Consider the following 17,257-nt stretch of genomic DNA (forward strand, 5'->3'; position numbering starts at 1 on the left):
GGAAGGCTCGGCGGGAAAGGGTTCGGAGGCTGAGTCGGACGAGTGCACGCCGCCAGGTTCCCACACCCGCTGGCGACCCCGCCGTCACCGGAAGTCCCGCGACTTGGCGGTGATGCGCATCGGCAGATGCTGCAGCCGTTCGGCGCGCAGGCTGACCACACCGTCGGCGCGTTCGACAACCCCGCGCACCAACATTGCCGAGCTCGACCGCGCCACCCGGTGGTAGCGCGCCCACAGTCCCTGTGTGCAGACCACGTTGACCATGCCCGTCTCGTCCTCGATGTTGAGGAACGTGATGCCGCCGGCCGTCGCGGGCCGCTGGCGGTGGGTGACGGCCCCGCCGATGAGCACGCGGGTGCCGTCGTCGACCCGTTGCAGCTGCTGCGCCGGGACGACTCCCAGCGCATCGAGCCGGGACCGGATGAACTGGGTCGGAAAGCTGTCCGGGGACAGTCCCGTCGCCCAGACGTCCGCGGCGGCCAGGTCGATCTCGTCCATGCCGGGCAGCGCGGGCGCCTCTGCCGCGGGGGTCGTGCCGGGCAGTTTCCCCGGCCGTTCCTGTGCTGCGGCTCCCGCGGACCAGAGCGCTTTGCGCCGATCCCCTTGCACCTCGTCGAAACCGCCGAAGGCGCCTGCGGTGGCGAGCGCCTCCAGCTGCGGAGTCGTGAGCCGGACCCTCCTGGCGACGTCGGCCATGTCGCGGTACGGGCCGTGTTCCTCCCGTTCCTCCACGAGCGCGTCCGCCACGGCCGTGCCGATCGTCCGTACCGCGCCGAGTCCTATTCGGACGGCATGGGTGGCCGGGGCCGTACCACCCGGCCCGACTGCGGAACCGTTGCCGGGGGCGGGTACGGAATCACCGCCGGGGCCGGCTCCGGACCCGGCGGCCGCCGACGGTTCCGGAGGGTCTTCCCGGTCGAGCGGCTCCAGACGGGCGGAGGAATCACTGGCGTTGACGTCCGGGCCGCGAACTTCGACACCGTGCCTGCGAGCGTCGGCGGTGAGCGACTGCGGTGAGTAGAAGCCCATCGGCTGCGCCCGCAACAGCCCCGCGCAGAAGGCGTCCGAGTGGTAGTACTTGAAGTACGCACTGGCGAACACCACGTACGCGAAGCTCAGCGCGTGACTCTCCGGGAATCCGAAGTGCGAGAACGCGCGCATCCGCTCGAAGATGTGGGCGGCCATGTCGCGGTCGACCCCGTTACGGGCCGCGCCGTCGTAGAACCGCTGCCGGAGCCGTTCCATCTTCCGGCCCGACCGCTTCGCCCCCATGGCGTGGCGCAGGGTGTCCGCCTCCGCCGCGGTGAACCCGGCGACGTCGACGGCGATCTGCATCATCTGTTCCTGGAACAGCGGCACCCCGTACGTCTTGCCGAGCGCGTTCTCCAACAGCGGGTGGTCGTGCTCCCACTTCTCGTCCTTGTTGGCACGCCGGATGTACGGATGCACCGACCCGCCCTGGATCGGGCCGGGACGGATCAGCGCCACCTCGATGGCCAGGTCGTAGAACGTCTTCGGCTCGAGCCGGGGCAGGGTCGCGAGCTGTGCCCTGCTCTCCACCTGGAACACGCCGATCGCGTCCGCGCGTTGCAGCATCCCGTAGACGTTGTCGTCGTCGAGCGGCAGATCACTGAGGTCGACGTCGATTCCCTTGGCCTCGCGCACCATGTCGCGCATGTAGTGCAGGGCCGACAGCATGCCCAGGCCGAGCAGGTCGAACTTGACCAGTCCGCCCCAGGCACAGTCGTCCTTCTCCCACTGCAGCACGCTCCGCTTCTCCATGCGGGCCCACTCGACCGGGCACACCTCGCTCACCGGGCGGTCGCAGATGACCATGCCACCGGGGTGGATGCCGAGGTGCCGCGGCGCGTGCTCCAGCGCGCCGGCCACCTCGAGCACACCATTCGGGATGTCGTGATCGGACTGCCGGAGCGGCCCCCAGTGGTCGATCTGCTTGCTCCACGCGTCCTGTTGGCCGGGGGAATGCCCGAGCGCCTTCGCCGCGTCGCGGACCGCCGAGCGGGGTCGGTAGGTGATCACGTTCGCGACCAGCGCGGTGCACAATCTGCCGTACTTGCCGTAGACGTACTGGATCACCTCCTCCCGCCGGTCGGATTCGATGTCCAGGTCGATGTCCGGGTAACCGTCGCGATCCGGAGCGAGGAACCGTTCGAAGAGCAGTTTCCACTTCACCGGGTCGACCCTCGTGATGCCGAGGGCGTAACAGACGGCCGAGTTCGCCGCGGATCCCCTGCCCTGGCACAGGATGTCGTTGCGGCGGCAGAACTCCACGATGTCCCAGACGATCAGGAAGTACCCGGGGAAGCCGAGCCGTTCGATGACGTCGAGTTCGTGGGCGAGCTGGGCGTACGCCTCCGTGTTTCCCTCCCGCGGGCCGTAGCGCCGCGTCGCCCCCTCGGCGGTCACCACGCGCAGGTGACCGGTCTCGTCACGGCCGTCCGGAACCTCGAACGGCGGCAGCTTCGGGGCGAGGATCTCCAGTGGGAAGGCGTACCGCTCGGCAAGCAGCGCGGCACGCTGAACCGCGCCGGGGTAGCGGGCGAACCGGGCGTGCATCTCGGCGCCCGACCTCAGGTGTGCCGCCCCGGACGCGGCGAGCCAGCCCTCCATCTCGTCGAGACTGCGCCGCGCGCGGATGGCCGACACCGCCTGCGCCACGTGGGCCTGCTGCGGCCGTGCGTAGTGGACGGCTCCCGTCGCGACGGTCTGCAGGCCCAGCTCACCGGCGATCTCGGCGAGCCGGTCGTTGCGGGTACTGTCCAACGGCCCGCCGTGGTCGACGAGTTCGACGTACACGTCGTCCCGGCCGAACCGCTCGGTCAGCGCGAGCAGGGCCTCGGTCGCCGCGTCCGGCCCGCCTTCGTCGAGTGCCCGCCGGACGGAGCCTTTGCGGCACCCGGTGAGCACCACGCACCGGCCCGCGACCTCGTCGGTGATCTCGTCGAGGTCGTACACCGGCCGTCCCTTCTCCGCCCGCTGCCCCCGGGGCGGCTCGTGGTCGTGTCCCCGGAGCTGACCGGACGTGATGGCGCGGCAGAGACTCGTGTATCCGTCGGCGCCCTTCGCGAGCAGCAGCAGGTGTTCCGCGTCCGGGTCGGCTGCTCCGGCGGGCGGTTCCGACAGCCCGAGGCTGAGTTCCGCACCGAACACGGTGCGCATGCCGACCTCTTTGGCCGCCTCGGCGAAGCGGGCCGCGCCGTACATGCCGTCGTGGTCGGTGAGTGCGATGGCGTCGAGTTCCAGCCGCGCCGCCTCCTCGACCAGTTCCTCCGGATGGCTGGTGCCGTCGAGGAAGCTGAAGTTCGAGTGGCAGTGCAGCTCGGCGTACGGCACGCGGCCGCCTGCACCGGTGTCGTCGTGGCCGGGCGGGGGCAGGTCCACGGGCCTGGCGTACTTCTCCCGCCTACGCCCCCATGCCGGGCTGTCGTTGCCGTCCCCGGCCTGGTCCTGCCCGCCGTCGGAACCGCCTGACGTCGGGCCGCGACCCGACAGGGTGCGTTCCAGGTCCCGCCAGGGAACGGGCGGGTTGTTCCACCCCACGATTCAGTCGCCTTCCGGGGACCGTCTCGGTTCGGGGATCAGCTGCCCCGGCAGGAACTCCGGGTCAGCCGGAGACTCCGGAGCCGACCGGAACGCCGGGTCCGGATGTTGCCCACCGGGAAAACCGTCGGCGGCGCCCCGCAACGACTCGTCGTACATCAGTCGTACACCCCTTCCACTGTCCACTTCGGATCTCCTCGTTCCTGCCACCGCAACAGCGCCGCGAGCGGCTGGCCACCCTCACCGGAGTCGAGTACGACCTGCAACCGGGCACAGCGGCCTCGGTCACCGGGCACCCACCAGCGCGCCGTAACCGGCCACGGGCCCGCCCAGTTCCGGACCCGCCGCGGTCCGCCGTCACCGAGCTCGACGGTCCACGGCCATGCGGTGAGCCGGTGCCGGTCGGTGACATCGAGCTGCCGCCCGTCCTCACCGGCGACCACGGCGGGCTGCGGCTCGTCGAACACGGTCGCCGGCGAGGGCCCGGGCAGCCGCTCCGGCCACGGCGCGTCGTGCCCCTCCGCCGGGGTGCGGCGATCTCCCCACCGCACGAACCTCACCTGTTCGGCGGGGCTGCGGCCGCCGTCGAACACGGCGGTGCAGACCCCTTCGGGGCCGATCAGGCCCTGGACGTGGACCAGGGCGCGGGCCGCCTTGTCCGCTTCCGGCGTGTGTTCGGCACCGGAGCCGCCGGCCCACAGGCCGAGCTGCAGCGCGCTGCCTTCGACGGTCTCCTCCGGTTCGAGCCGGAGCACGGTCACACCGGACGTCGGGGTGCGCCCGCGGCCACGGGTCAGCCAGCCTTCGAACTGCCATCGCACCCGGTCCGCGATGCCGTCCGGGGTGAGCGGTTCCGCGCAACGCCAGCTGCGGCCGAGTTCCTCGCCGTGTTCTGTAGTGGCGTGGATGCCCAGCCGGGTGCAGGCGAGGCCGCGGGCGGCCAGCCCTTCGTGGAACCGGTTCGCCAGGGTGCGAGCCAGGAACGCGGCGGCGTCGACCCGTTCGAGCGGCGGATCGCACATTTCCGTCACGGCGAGGTCCGGTGCCGGACGGCGCCTGCCGGGGGGACGTTCGTCCCGGCCGCTCGCCAACCGGTGCGCCAGCACTCCGTCGGCACCGAACCGGGCGAGCACGTCCCGCTCCGACAACTGCGCGAACGCGCCGAGCGTGCGGATTCCCAGGCGCCGCAACAAGTCCACCAGTTCCCCACGGCCACTGCCAGGCCGGTCGAGCTCCTGCACCCCGAGTGGGGCCAGGAACTCCGCCGCCGTACCCGCGGGTACCGGCCGTGCCCGGTGAGCGGCCAGGGTCGCCGCGAACAGTCCTTCGGAGACTCCCACCTGGCATTCGGCCCCGCTCCGCACCGACACGTGGTCGACGAGCCGTTCCAGCAGCGGGCGTTCGCCGCCGAAGTAGCGGGACGCCCCGGCGACCGGCACGGCCACCACACCGGGACGCACCACCTCCACCCCGACGATCAGCTCCTCCACCGCCGTCGTCACGGTTTCGAACAGTCGGGCGTCGCGGTCGTCGTCCTCGGCGAACACGGCCAACTCGGGACACCGGTACTGCGCCTCGCGGCGCCGCATGCCACGCCGGATCCCGGCCGCGCGCGCCACGGCCGAGCACGCCACGACCCGGTTCGCAGCCAGCACCGCGGCCGGTTCCGTCACCGGCAGCCCCGCCTCCGCGGCGGCCGCCGCCACCGGCCAGTCCGGACACCACAGCACCAGCAGCCGCGGCGGCTGTGACCCCCGAGACAACGACCCCCGAGACGACGACCCCCGAACCCGGGATTCCTGCGCCCGACTCGCCGGAAAGGTATTCATCCTGCACGCACCTCCCGCAGCGGTGGGTGTGCGCCGGCCGTGTCCGCCCGCGCGATCGTTCCGTCCGGCCCCGGCAACAGCAGCGGGGTGCGGGTCGACCGCGCGGCGCCGCGCCTGCCCGCCGCTTCGACGAGAACCTCTCGTTGCGCGAGGTGTCCGTAGCCGTCGTCGACTCCGGACCAGCTCACCGCCGCGCAGCGCAGTTCGACCTCCGTACCTGGCCACGAACCGGCTGTCAGCAGCACCGCACCGCGATTCCTCGCCCGTGCCGACAATCGCCGGGCGAGATTCGGATCACGGCTTCCGCCCGCTCCTCCCGCGGGAACGACGACCAGGTCGATCCCGTCCAGCAGAGCGGCCGTCACCTGAGGCAGTTCCGCACCGGGCCGGGGGATCAGCGCGAGCCGGTGCACCGCCACCCCGAGCTCGCGCGCGGCGACCACACCGAGTTCGGGCATTCCGACGACCGCCGCCCACGATCCCCGAGCGGTCGCCTCCGCCAGGAACGCCAGCAGCAACGACGTCGACCCGCTGACCGAGACCGTGCTGCCACGGCGCAGCCCGCCCCACGGCACCAACTCCGCCAGCGCGGGTGCCACGGGCAACACCCTGTCGTCGGTGCCCGCCGTCCCGGTGCCCGCCGTCCGGGTGACCTCGGGCTCCGGTGATCCCGCGGGCGAGACCGGCCGCGGCACCGAGGCGATGTCGCCCGCCGTGCCCACACCGGGCAACGACGCCAGCCGGGCCACGGTGTCGGCGACGCTCCCTCCGTCCGAGGGGCCCGGTCTCCCCTGCGCCGCACTCCCCTGCGCCGCAGGTTCCTCCGACGACTCCCCCTCCGTGTCCACCACCGCGGGCACTGCCATCGCCCTCACCTCCCCCTGCACACAGGGATCCGCCGTACGCCCGCAGAGGGACGTACGCACCGATACATGTCTGTCGTCTGATGTCACTCAGCCGCGGGGAAGGCGGCCTCGAACCGTGCATACTCGAGCCGGCGTTCGACACCCTTCATAGAACATCAGTTCGAAGATCGTGTCAAGGCGGCCTCGTGGCACCTCGCGTGAACAACCCGCGTCACCGTCGAACAGGCCAGGGGTGCCCTCGACGGCCGCCCAGAGGGTGGATGGATCTCACCACCAGCCGAACACAGCCCACGCCACGAGCGGTGCCACGGCCACCGACACCAAGCCGTAGACCAGGAGGTGACGGAACAGCCGCTCCCGCTCAGCGGGTTCGGCCGACCCGAGGAGCAGGCCGCCAGTGATACCCAGCGGGTTGATGTCGGTGAGCATCATCGAGAAGGCGACCGCGAGGACCGCTCCGACCGGGGAGATTCCGCTGGCGATCAGCGGAGGCAACAGCGGCATCATCGTGACGAACACGGCGATGGAGCTCGCCGCGAACGACGTGACACCGGCCACGTAGCAGAGTCCGAGCAGACTGAGCAGAGGCGCGCCCTGCACGGTGAGCAGCTCGCTGAGCCGTTCGAACGCACCGAGCTCCTCCATCAAACCCACGTAGGTCAGCAGGCCGCCGATCAGCAACACCACGTTCCACGGCAGCCCGGTGACCGTCGTGTGCGCGTCGAGACGCAGCACCAGGTGCAGCAGCACCGCCGCGGTCAGCCCGAGATAGCCGATGTCCAGGTCGAAGCCCACGGCCAGCACGACCACCACGGCCATCGCACCGAGCGTGAGGAGCCGGGTCGCCGGTCTCGCAACCCGGGGCACCGTACGGGTCGCCGTGCCGGCGGCTCCCGTGTGCCCCAGCCCCGGCTGAGCGCCCTGGTCCGAGTCGGCAGGGGACGTCGGTGCATGCCGACCGGGGCCGACGCGTTCGCGTGCCACAGTCCCGCGCGGGATCGCGCCGCTCCACACTCCGACGACAAGCGCAGCTACGCAGATTGCCGCCCCCATCCCGATGCCTCCCAGGAACAGCGACACCGGCGCGGACGCGGGCAACTCGAGCTCGTCGGACATCTCCAGCGTCGCGAGTCCGTACATCGCGAACGGCGACATGACGCCGCTGAGGATGCCGGTCACGCCGACCACCGATGCGATCAGAGGCGAGTAGCGGTATCGGGCGGCCAACCCCAGCGCGATCGGGGCAACGATCGCGACCGACGCCGCGGGCAGCGTCCCGATCGCGGTCAGCACCGCACCGATGACGAACGGCACGACGGGCACCAGCACCAACCGGCCACCGACCAGACGCAGAAGGCTTTCCAGCAGCCAGTCCAACGTGCCGTTCGCGTGGGCGGTGCCGAACAGTGCCATCACCCCGACGACCAGCACCACGAAGTTCGCCGGAAAGAAATCGGTCACCTCGTCCGCGGGCACACCGGCGCCCAGACCGAGAAGGAAGGCCGCCGGCAGCGCGGTAAGTCCCAGATGCACCCGGGGCACGACTCCGGCGAGAACGAACAGCCCCACGAGTACGGCGATGGACACATCGGCCAGCGTCATCTCAGATCACCCCACGACGGCGCAGATCCTCGATCGCCTGTCGGTCGAAGCCGAGCACCGAGCCCAGTACGGCGTCGGTGTGTTCGCCGAGCTGCGGTGCCGGGAGTCGAATCGTTCCGTCGAACCCGGAGAACCGGCCGGCCGGGGCTTGTGTCTCCCCGTGGCCGCCACCCACATCGATCAGCGAGCCCCGCGCCCGGATGTGCGGGTCGGTGCAGATGTCTGCGGCCGAGTTCACCGGGCCTGCAGCGACCCCGGCGGCCACCAGTTCTTTGACCAGCGGCTCCAGATCCCGGGACGCTACGAACTCCGAGACCCGCTGCTCGATCTCCTCGCGGTGCTCCAACCTCGCCGTCATCGAGTCGTACCGGGCCAGGTCGGGAGCGTCCATCAGCGCGACCAACCTGCGCCACATCTGCTCGGTCGAGGCAGGTAAAGCCAACCACCGTCCGTCTCGGGTGCGGTAGAGATTGTTCGGGCTGATATGCGGATTGCGGTTGCCTTGGCGCGCGGCGCTGTGGCCTGTCGCGCCGTAGTCGGCGATGAAGTCCTCCATGAGCCGCAGCAGCGGCTCGTAAAGTCCGATATCGACGAGCTGCGGCTCACCGGTCCGGTCCCGCTGGCGTAGCGCGAGCATCGCGGTGAAGGCGGCATACATCCCCGCGGTGCCGTCCGCGACGGGGTACCCGGAGAACATCGGAGGCCCGTCCTCGTCGCCGGTGCGGTGGGTCAGGCCGGCGAAGGCTTCCGCGACCCTGGCGAACCCGGGTCGATCGGCATAGGGGCCGGTCCGACCGAACGCGCTCAGGTGAACCATCACCAGGTCCCGGCGGAAGGCACACAGGTCGTCGAAGTCGATCCGGAACCGGCGCAACGCGCTCGGACGGAAGTTGGTGACGACCATGTCGCAGGTGGCGGCAAGCCGCCCGAGCAGTCCGGCGGCCTCCGGGTGATGCAGGTCCACGGTCACACTCGACTTGTTCCTGCCGACCACGGACCAGGTGGCCGACGTGCCGGTGCCGTCCAATGGTGGGTATCCCCGTGCCGGGTCGCCCGTTCCCGGCTGCTCGATCTTGACGACCTCGGCGCCGAACTCGGCGAGCAGCGAGGAGGCCAGTGGGCCGGCCAACACCGTCGACACGTCGAGAATCCGCACACCGGTCAGCGGTCCGTCGTTCACCGGCTTCTCCTTCCACGTTGAAGGGCATCGATCGAATCCGATGCGGATCTCAGCGATCGTTCCCCGCTGCGAGCTGGGTGGGAAGCCACGGCAACGACTAGGAGGTGAAAGGTTTCTCCACTATGGTCGGAGCGTGCGGGTGGAACGAGTGCGGTACTTCCTTGCCGCGGTGGAGGCCGGTTCGATCCGGTCCGCGGCGAGTCGCTGCGGAATCAGTCAGCCCAGCCTCGGACAGCAGATCACGCTGCTCGAAGAAGAGATCGACATCGTGCTGCTGACCCGCAGCCGCCGCGGCGTGGTCCCCACTCCGGCGGGCCAGGCCCTTCTGGAGCCGATGGAGCAACTGGTTGCGGCGCAGGATGCGTTGCACGGAGCCGCGATGGAGGCACGCGGCTCCTATAGCGGCACCGTACGGATCGGCGGTGGTTCGGCGACTGTCGCGAACGTGATCGCCCCGGTCGTCGGGATGCTGCGGGAGCAATATCCCGAGCTGCGCTTCTCGGTCCGCGAGGAGGCCTCGGCCGACATCGAGTCCGGCATTGTGGCCGGCGACCTCGACATCGCCGTGATCACCGAACCGGAGCACGCGCCCCCACCGGGGCTGCGCCGTACCCCGCTGTTCGATGTGCCGATCGGGGGACAGCTGCGCGCCGACCATCCACTGTCCGGCCGCGAGTACCTGCGTTGGCGAGACCTTCGAGCGTGGCCGATCGTCACGATGCGGCCCGGTACCGTCCTGTGGGACAGGATGCGCAGCCAGCTACCCGAAGCCGATGTGGTGATCGAAGCGATGTCGGCCCGCACCGTGCGGGTGATGGTCGCGCGGGGAGCGGGCATCGGCGTCCTCGCGGGGTTCGACGGCGTCCGAGAGACCGGTAATCTGCGCTGGATCCCGATCAGCGATGCCGAGGATGTCCGGATCTGCCTCGTCGAGCGCTCCGACATTCGGCCCTCGGCATCGTCACTGGTCGTGCGCAGGCTGCTGCAGGAGCGCGCCGCACAGCTGGGACCGCGCGGGTAGCGGCGACAGTTCGCCACGGACCCGTGCCCGGTGCGCTCTCACCGCCGGCCGCGACGGGTCGACCCGACCCGGCCGGCCATCACGGGAACGAACGCCGCGGCCGAACCCAGTCTTTCGATGCGACCGCACTAGCCCGACCTGCCAGCCACGTGACCGCCCATTCGAGCGGGCCGCGGCCCACGAATCGCCGCCACGCCATGGCGAAGGCGATGGCGACGGCGACCTGAACCAGGTATCCGGTGAGAGCGCCGAACCGGTCGAGCGGCGAGTTCAGGAAGGCGATGTGCGCCGAGTACACAGTCAGTGTCAGCGCACCGATGGCCGCGAGGGGACTGACCAGGCGACGGGCGAGGGCACCCACCTTCGGCGCGTTCGTGAGCAACAGCATCCCGCCCAGCAACGCCGTCGCCGTTCCGATGGTGTGCAGCAGATCCAGCGGCGTGCTCGAGTGCCGGGCGTCGACGGCCAGCCACCACCAGCTCGTCGTGGGTGTCGCTCCCGGCGCACCGAACTCCAGCACGCTCTCGACGACGCCGGATCCGCCCACCGCAACGAGTCTGTCGAGGCCGCCTAACGGACCGAGCAGCAGAGCCGACAGCGCTGATGCCGCCGCAGCGAGTGCCGCCCCTCCGGCGAGCAGCCACGCGTCGACCCGCACCGACGACAGCCGGAGCCTGCCGATGACGAGCCCGGCGCAGAGATACGCGATCCAGGGCACAGCGGGATAAATGCCGGTGACGGCGAGTTCGGACAGCAGGCCGAGCGGCTCGTCGGCCAGGTACCCGAACGACGGGTTGTCGTATCGCGGGTCGGGCAGGGCGTCCCGGAACAGGTGGCTGAGCACGGGAACGACCACGACCACCACGCCACCGGTGACGAGCAGCGACCGCGTGCTCAGAAACACGAGCGGGATCGCGAACAGGAACAACACGGCGTAGAACGGCAGGATCACCGCGGCGATGCCACTGTCGGTGTAGCCGAGCGCCAACCCCAGCAGGCCCACCGCCAGAGCGCGCGCGACCAGCGAGGCCGTGACAGGCCGCCACCGCTCGCGGGAGACCTGCTCCCGGCGGGTGGTGAAAGCGATGCCGACACCGGCCAGCACCGCGAAGGTCGCGGCCGACCGGCCGGACACGATCGAATACCACCAGGCCGGGTCCCCGTCGCTGCCAGCGACGTACAGCGCGTGCACCGCCATCATGCCCAGCACGGCGATACCCCGGGTCGCGTCGACACCGACCAAGCGGGTCGCCGACGTGGCCGGCGCCGCGCGGGGCGAGCGGGTTCGAATACCCATGAGTCTCACTCGAGTGTCAGCGCCGTGCAGCGAATCCCACCGCCACCCTTGGCCAGTTCCGTGGTCGGCAACTCGACGACCCTGAGCCCACGGTTCCGGAGCGTGGCGGCGAGCCGCGGCGCGTCCCGCGTCATGGTGACGGTGTCGCCGTCGCTGACGAGGTTGAGTGCGAAGCGCTCGGCCTCGGCGCGGGACACCTCGACGAGCTCGAGTCCCAGCCGCTCGATGCGCTGCCGACTCGGCCGGTCCAGCGCCTCGGGGCACCACGCGAGCGTGTGCGGGTTGCCGATGACGGCCACGGCCAGGTCGAGGTCGTACCAGCGGCGGTCGACCGTGCGCAGCGGCACAACATCGTACCCGAGCCGCTCACCGAGGAAATCGTGCATCCGCGGGTCCGTCCGCCAGCCGGACCCTGCGAGCAGGATGTCGCCGCACGGCAACGCATCGCCCTGGCCGCTGAACGCGTACGGCGCTTCGATCACCTCGTAGCCGCGACGTTCGAGCCACCTGCGGTAGTGCTCCGTCTCGTTCGCCCGTGCCGCGGGCGGGTGCCCGAGCACGGCACGGCCACGGCGCACGAGTGCCGCGTTGGCGGTGAACACCATGTCGGGGCAACCCGGTTCCGAGGGCATCCGCTCCACCGTGCGGCCCGCTCTGCGGTGGGCCTCGATGATCGCGTCGTGCTCGGCGACCGCCGCGCCGGTGTCCGGCTGGTCCTCCGTGTCCATGTACGGGTTGATCTCGTAGTCGATGCGGAAGTGCTCGGCGTCCGAGACCATCAGATGCGTATTCACCCGTTTCCTCCGGTTACGCGTCGGTTCAGCAGTTGTTCGATCAGGTCGTCGGCGAGGTCCATCGCCGTGCTTCCCGGCCAGGCGACACCTGCGTCGGCGTACCACTCGGGCGGAGCCTCCGGGTGTGGGCCGACCACCCCGACACGGCCCGCACCGAAGTCCGTGACCAGGGCGGCGATCTGCCGGTTGGGATAGCGGGCGAGGATCGTGACTCCTCGGTGCCCGCCGTCGTCACCGGACGGATACGTGAGCTGGAAAACGGGGCCATCCTGGAAGAACACGCCGCGCGTGCGGTGGCCCCACTGGACGTCGACGATCGTGTCCCCGGAGGTCGTCACGGTCGCTCCGGGGGTGGCGATGTACTGGTCGGTGTCTCCGGGCAGTAACGCGAAACCCGGCGTGGCGCCGGCGAGATAACCCCCGAGACAGAACCCGAGGTAGTTCCCGCCTGCTCGGACGTAGGAGCGGATCCGCTCGCGGTGTTTCTTCATCACGCGGTAGCCGTGACGCAGGGTTCCTCCGCCCGGCTGGGCGTACAGCGTGGCGGCGGCCAGCACGTCGTCACGCAGCGACAGTCCCTCGCGAGGTCCGACGAAGCGGACGTCGAACCCGTGGCGGTTCCGGGCCAGCACCTCGGCGACCGCCTCCGAGCATCCCGCAGGCCGGCTCGCAGGCCCGCGATACACCAACGCGAGGGGCTGCGCGGTCATCATGCGTCCTTGACAGGCAGCGGGTCACTCTGAGCCGGGATTCCGATCCATCGGTTGAGGCGTGTGAGCTGCTCGCCCTTCATCACCAGTGACAGCGGACCGAGTGCCGCTCCGTCCTCGACGGTGGCGTCGTAGAGCACGACGGAGCGTTCGCCGACACTCGCGCCCGCGCCGATCCGCACGTGCGACATCTTCATCACGCGGTCCTCGAACAGGTGCGTCTGCAACGATGCGCCGCGGCCGACGGTCGCCCCGCGGCCGACGTGCACCAGGTCGAACTCGGTGAGATAAGTCGTGCCCAGCCAGGCGCCCCATCCGATCCGCGCACCCAGCAGCCGCAGCGCGGGCGGCAGCCAGGGGGTGCCTGTCAGCACCCCGAGCAGTGCCGGCACGGCAGCCGCCTCGTACAGCCCGGTGACGAGTTCGGTGCGGCGCACGAAACGGCTCCACAGCGGTTCCCGCCGCGGCCGGTACCGGCCGACGACGGCCCATTTGGCCAGCACCACCGTCAGGTACACGGCCAGCGACCCCGCGACGAACACGAACGGCGTGAGTGCCGCCGTGGCCAGCGTGCCGGTCGTGCTCGCGACTTCGGAGAGGGTCAGCAACACGAGATACAGCGAGACCGCGAGGATCGATGCGGGTGCGGTGACCCGAACGAACTCGATCGCCAGCCGTTCGGCGATCCGCCGTTTGGGCGGCCGGAACGTCTCACGTTCGGGATAGTCGCCGCTGTCCTGCCGTCGTGGCAGGTTGATCGCCGGTGCACCCAGCCACGACGAACCCTCGGGCACGCCGGAACGGGGCGGGACGGTGAGCACACCGATCAGCGATCCCGAGCCGGTATGGGTGCCCGCCGGCACGAACGCTGCGTTGCCGATGAACGACCGCCGCCCCACCTCGGTCGGGGCGAAGTTCAGATATCCCCGGTGGAAGGTGGCCGCGCCGACCGACGCCATGTCGGCCACGAAACTCCCGTCCCGCAGGACCAGCAGTTCGGGATCGACGTGCGCGACGGTGGACACCTCGGCCCCGCGGCCGACCCTCGCTCCCAGAGCACGCAACCACGGCACCGTGTACAGCGTCGAGTACAGCGAGTTGGTCAGAGTCAGGCTCATCTCCAACAGCGAGTCGGCCATCCATTTGCGGATACCCAGCGACGAACGCGCCGGATGTATCCCCAGAGGGATCCGTGGCAACACGATGGGACGCAGCAACGCCACGAGCACGCACACGGTCACGACGAACACCGGTCCCGTGAAAGCGGCCGCGATCAGGCCGGCGATGACCCCGCCGAGCAACAGCACGGTCCAGACCAGCACGATCGCGGGCGTCACCATCGCGATCATCGTCAGTTCGAGCATCGCCAGGCCGGCCGCGCTGCGGGCCAACGCCCAACGGCTCCAGCCGGCCACCGCGGGCAGCTCCTCGATCGTGGACACCACCGGGTCCGGCTCGATGAGGGGCCTCGCGGGCGAACCGCCCCACCACCGGCCCTCCGGCACGTGCTGGTTCCGCGTCAGCACCGTGTGCTCGGCGACGCCGCCGTAATCGCGCACCCGCACGCCCGGTTCGAGTACCGCCGAGGCTCCGACGAACGACTCCTCGCCCACGCTGACCGGGGCGACGACGACCCATTCGTGTTCGACGATCCAGGGCCGCAGCGCCGCGCCGTACCCGACCGTGGCGTCGTCGGCGATCGACAACATCGACGGCAGGGACACCATTCCGGTGCCCAGATGGGTGCGGCGGCCGATCTGCGCACCGAGCAGTCGCAGGTACGGCCCCATCAGCGGGGACCCGCTGAGGACCGGCAGCGGCGCGATCGTCAGCACCACGTCCAGCGCCCACAACCGCAGATACGTCCAGCCCCACAGCCGGTAACGACCCGGCCTGATCCGGGCCGACAGCAGCCGCACCAGCAGTGGTGGCAACAGCCAGCGCATCGTGACGTACGAGGCGAGGGCGGCCAGTGCGAGTGGGCCGAGCGCCGCCGACACGGCGACCGCGCCGTCGAAGGAGGCGTAGACCAACGCCAACGGCAATGCCCCCAGCGCGATCAGCACCAGCAGGAACGCCGCCTGCGCGAGCCCGACCGGGATCCGGAGCAGGGTCGCAGCGCGACGCCGCCCGCGGCGCACCGGCCCCGGGCCTGCCGCCACAGCGGCCACCGTCGTCCCCGGCGCGCGCGGCGTCCCGAGGTGGTGCGCGAGGGCACGGATCGACGGGTACGTGTACAGGTCACGCACCGCGGGGCCGTCGCCGACGCCTTGCTCCCTCAGCAACGATACGGTTCGTGCCGCCAGCAGCGAATGTCCGCCCAGGTCGGCGAAGAAGTCGGCGTCCGTCGACAGCTGCTCGACCGGGACGCCCAACGCCTCTGACCACACCGCAGCGACCTGCCGTTCGAGTTCGGTGGTGGGCGCGACGGTCGCGTGTCCCCCGGCCCGGAGCCTCGTACCGCCGGGTGGCGGGAGACTGGGACGGTCGATCTTGCCGCTCGGCATCGTCGGCAGCGCGGCGAGCACGTCCAGCGACGCCGGGACCATGTAGTCCGGCAGCCGGTTCTGCAGTGCGTGCCGCAACCGGGCCGCCAGCTCCGGTGACGCACCGTTCTCGCCGCTGCCCCGCCGCAGTGTCACGTAGGCCGCGAGCTCCGCCGTACCGTTGACCGACAACGCCACGGCGGCGGCCGCCACCTCCGGATCCTCCAGCAACAGGCTTTCGACCTCGCCGAGATCTACCCGGTGTCCGCGCACCTTCACCTCGGCGTCCGCCCGGCCGAGGTACTCGACCTCGCCGTCCGGGGTGAACCGTCCCAGGTCTCCGGTGCGGTACAGCCGGCCTCCCGCGGGTGCCAGCTCGTGCGGTACGAACCGTTCCGCCGTCAGCTCCGGCATGCCCACGTATCCGGTGGCCACGCCCGGCCCGCCGATACAGATCTCGCCGACCACACCGTGCGGCACCTCGCGCAGGTCCTCGTCGAGCAGGGCGACGCCGTAGGTCGGCAACGGCCTGCCGACGGTCACGGGCCGGCCCGGCACCAGTTCGCTCCACAGCGCCGTGACCGTGGTCTCGGTCGGCCCGTAGGTGTTCAGCATGCGCCGGTGCGGAGTGCTCCAGCGTTCGACCAGTTCGGCGGGGCAGTCCTCACCGCCGACCAGGACGGTCCGCACGGTGGGCAGCTCCCGCTCGATCGTGGCAAGCAGGGTGGGCACGCAGTACAGCACCGTGACGCCCGACTCGTCGAGGAAGTCCGCCAGTTCCTCGCCGAACCGGCCTGAGTCCGTGGGGCCGACCACGAGCGTCGCGCCGACGGTCCACGTCGGCCAGATCTCCTCGATCGAGAAGTCGAACGACAGGGTCATTCCCTGGTACACCCGATCCTCGGGACGTACGTCGTAGACGCTGGGGACCACCGCGATGAAGTTGCAGATGCTCGACTGTGCGATCTCGACGCCCTTCGGCCGCCCCGTGGAGCCGGACGTGTACATCACGTAGGCCGCGGCGCTGCCGCTTTCGTCGTGGTCGGTCTCGACCCGGGATTCGGGCTGTGCGTCGAGCTCGTCCCCCGCGCGGTCGATCGCCAGCACCGGACGCCCCGGGAAGGTGCACGTAGCCGCCAGCGCCGACGAGGTGATCAGCAGCGCGAGGTCGGCATCGTCGGCGATGTAGTCGACCCGTTCCGGCGGTGCCGCAGGATCGATCGGCACGAAGGCGGCACCGGCCTTCAGCACCCCGAGCACGCCGGTATAGGCGTCGACCGAACGATCGAGCCACACGCCAACCCGGCTTCCCGTCCCGATACCGCGTTCCCGCAGTTCGTGGGCCAGCTGATTCGCACGGGCGTCGAGCTGCCGGTACGTCGCCTCGACCGGCCCGTCCACAACGGCCACCCGATCCGGCATGCGGTCGACGGTGGCCTCGAAGAACTGGTGCAGCCGTGGCCACACCGCGTCGGCCGGCCCACGTTGAGCCGGAACGGATACCTGATACGAAGACTCTCGCCGGTCGACAGGAACACCGGCAGTTACATCCGACACGATTGTTGAACCCCTCCGCTTGCGCGACAAGAAAGCATCCGATGCCCGTTACGCCGAAATCGTAATCGTAGATGTGATCGAATCGACGAAACGGAATAAGTCAGCGGACAACTGTCATGAAGTGACGGCAGTAGAATGATCGTCAACCCAGTTGAAATCCCTTCTACCGGACTGTTTCGCGCTCCCGCCCTCTCGCGTTACCGGCGACAGCCAGGATCACTCACCGCGGAAAAAGTCGACAATGACCCGTAGATCGCGGACAAAAAGCACCGCAAGACGTCAACCTAATAGTCCGCATGTTCGGTTAAAACCGTCCGTTCATGCACCGCACATACGGTGATGACGCGATTACGT

11 protein-coding genes are annotated in these 17,257 nt (G+C 70.2%); 1 reads left to right on the forward strand and 10 read right to left on the reverse strand.

Annotated elements, in window-relative coordinates:
• Window positions 1–84 precede the first annotated feature (84 nt).
• From FHS23_RS00225 to FHS23_RS00250, 6 genes are all read right to left on the reverse strand, one after another.
• A complete protein-coding gene (locus tag FHS23_RS00225; RefSeq protein WP_183645979.1) occupies window positions 85–3,561 on the reverse strand; it encodes an error-prone DNA polymerase in 3,477 nt (1,158 codons plus the stop codon).
• 3 nt (window positions 3,562–3,564) lie between these two features.
• Window positions 3,565–3,720 carry a hypothetical protein gene (locus FHS23_RS00230; protein ID WP_183645981.1) on the reverse strand — a complete coding sequence of 52 codons (156 nt, stop codon included), beginning with the start codon at window positions 3,718–3,720 and terminating at the stop codon, window positions 3,565–3,567.
• Window positions 3,720–5,324, reverse strand: coding sequence for a DNA polymerase Y family protein (locus FHS23_RS00235; RefSeq protein WP_246381240.1), 1,605 nt, complete (start codon window positions 5,322–5,324; stop codon window positions 3,720–3,722). Before FHS23_RS00235 ends, FHS23_RS00230 begins: the two co-directional genes overlap by 1 nt.
• A 62-nt stretch (window positions 5,325–5,386) precedes the next feature.
• On the reverse strand, window positions 5,387–6,256 hold the full coding sequence (locus FHS23_RS00240) for a hypothetical protein (protein WP_246381243.1): 870 nt from the start codon (window positions 6,254–6,256) through the stop codon (window positions 5,387–5,389).
• Window positions 6,257–6,523: 267 nt separating this feature from the next.
• Window positions 6,524–7,858 (reverse strand): SLC13 family permease, encoded by a 1,335-nt coding sequence (locus FHS23_RS00245; protein ID WP_183645985.1) that lies wholly within the window; start codon window positions 7,856–7,858, stop codon window positions 6,524–6,526.
• A gap of 1 nt (window position 7,859) precedes the next feature.
• On the reverse strand, window positions 7,860–9,038 hold the full coding sequence (locus FHS23_RS00250) for a CoA transferase (protein ID WP_183645987.1): 1,179 nt from the start codon (window positions 9,036–9,038) through the stop codon (window positions 7,860–7,862).
• A 133-nt stretch (window positions 9,039–9,171) separates the two neighbouring features.
• Between FHS23_RS00250 and FHS23_RS00255 the strand changes: the two genes are divergently transcribed.
• On the forward strand, window positions 9,172–10,059 hold the full coding sequence (locus FHS23_RS00255; protein ID WP_183645989.1) for a LysR substrate-binding domain-containing protein: 888 nt from the start codon (window positions 9,172–9,174) through the stop codon (window positions 10,057–10,059).
• Between the two features lie 79 nt (window positions 10,060–10,138).
• Here FHS23_RS00255 and FHS23_RS00260 read toward each other — a convergent pair whose 3' ends face one another.
• From FHS23_RS00260 to FHS23_RS00275, 4 genes are read right to left on the reverse strand one after another with little or no spacing between them, the layout of a single operon-like run.
• A complete protein-coding gene (locus FHS23_RS00260; protein WP_183645991.1) occupies window positions 10,139–11,356 on the reverse strand; it encodes a heparan-alpha-glucosaminide N-acetyltransferase domain-containing protein in 1,218 nt (405 codons plus the stop codon).
• 5 nt (window positions 11,357–11,361) lie between these two features.
• The gene (locus FHS23_RS00265) at window positions 11,362–12,150 is read right to left on the reverse strand and encodes an arginine deiminase-related protein (RefSeq protein ID WP_183645993.1); all 789 of its coding nucleotides are present in this window, start codon (window positions 12,148–12,150) and stop codon (window positions 11,362–11,364) included.
• Window positions 12,147–12,860, reverse strand: a complete 714-nt coding sequence (locus FHS23_RS00270; RefSeq protein WP_183645995.1) for a BPL-N domain-containing protein — start codon at window positions 12,858–12,860, stop codon at window positions 12,147–12,149. Before FHS23_RS00270 ends, FHS23_RS00265 begins: the two co-directional genes overlap by 4 nt.
• Complete coding sequence (locus FHS23_RS00275) at window positions 12,860–16,813, reverse strand: Pls/PosA family non-ribosomal peptide synthetase (RefSeq protein ID WP_425501060.1); 3,954 nt, start codon at window positions 16,811–16,813, stop codon at window positions 12,860–12,862. Before FHS23_RS00275 ends, FHS23_RS00270 begins: the two co-directional genes overlap by 1 nt.
• Window positions 16,814–17,257 lie beyond the last annotated feature (444 nt).

The organism is Prauserella isguenensis, from assembly GCF_014191605.1.
Lineage (GTDB): Bacteria > Actinomycetota > Actinomycetes > Mycobacteriales > Pseudonocardiaceae > Prauserella > Prauserella isguenensis.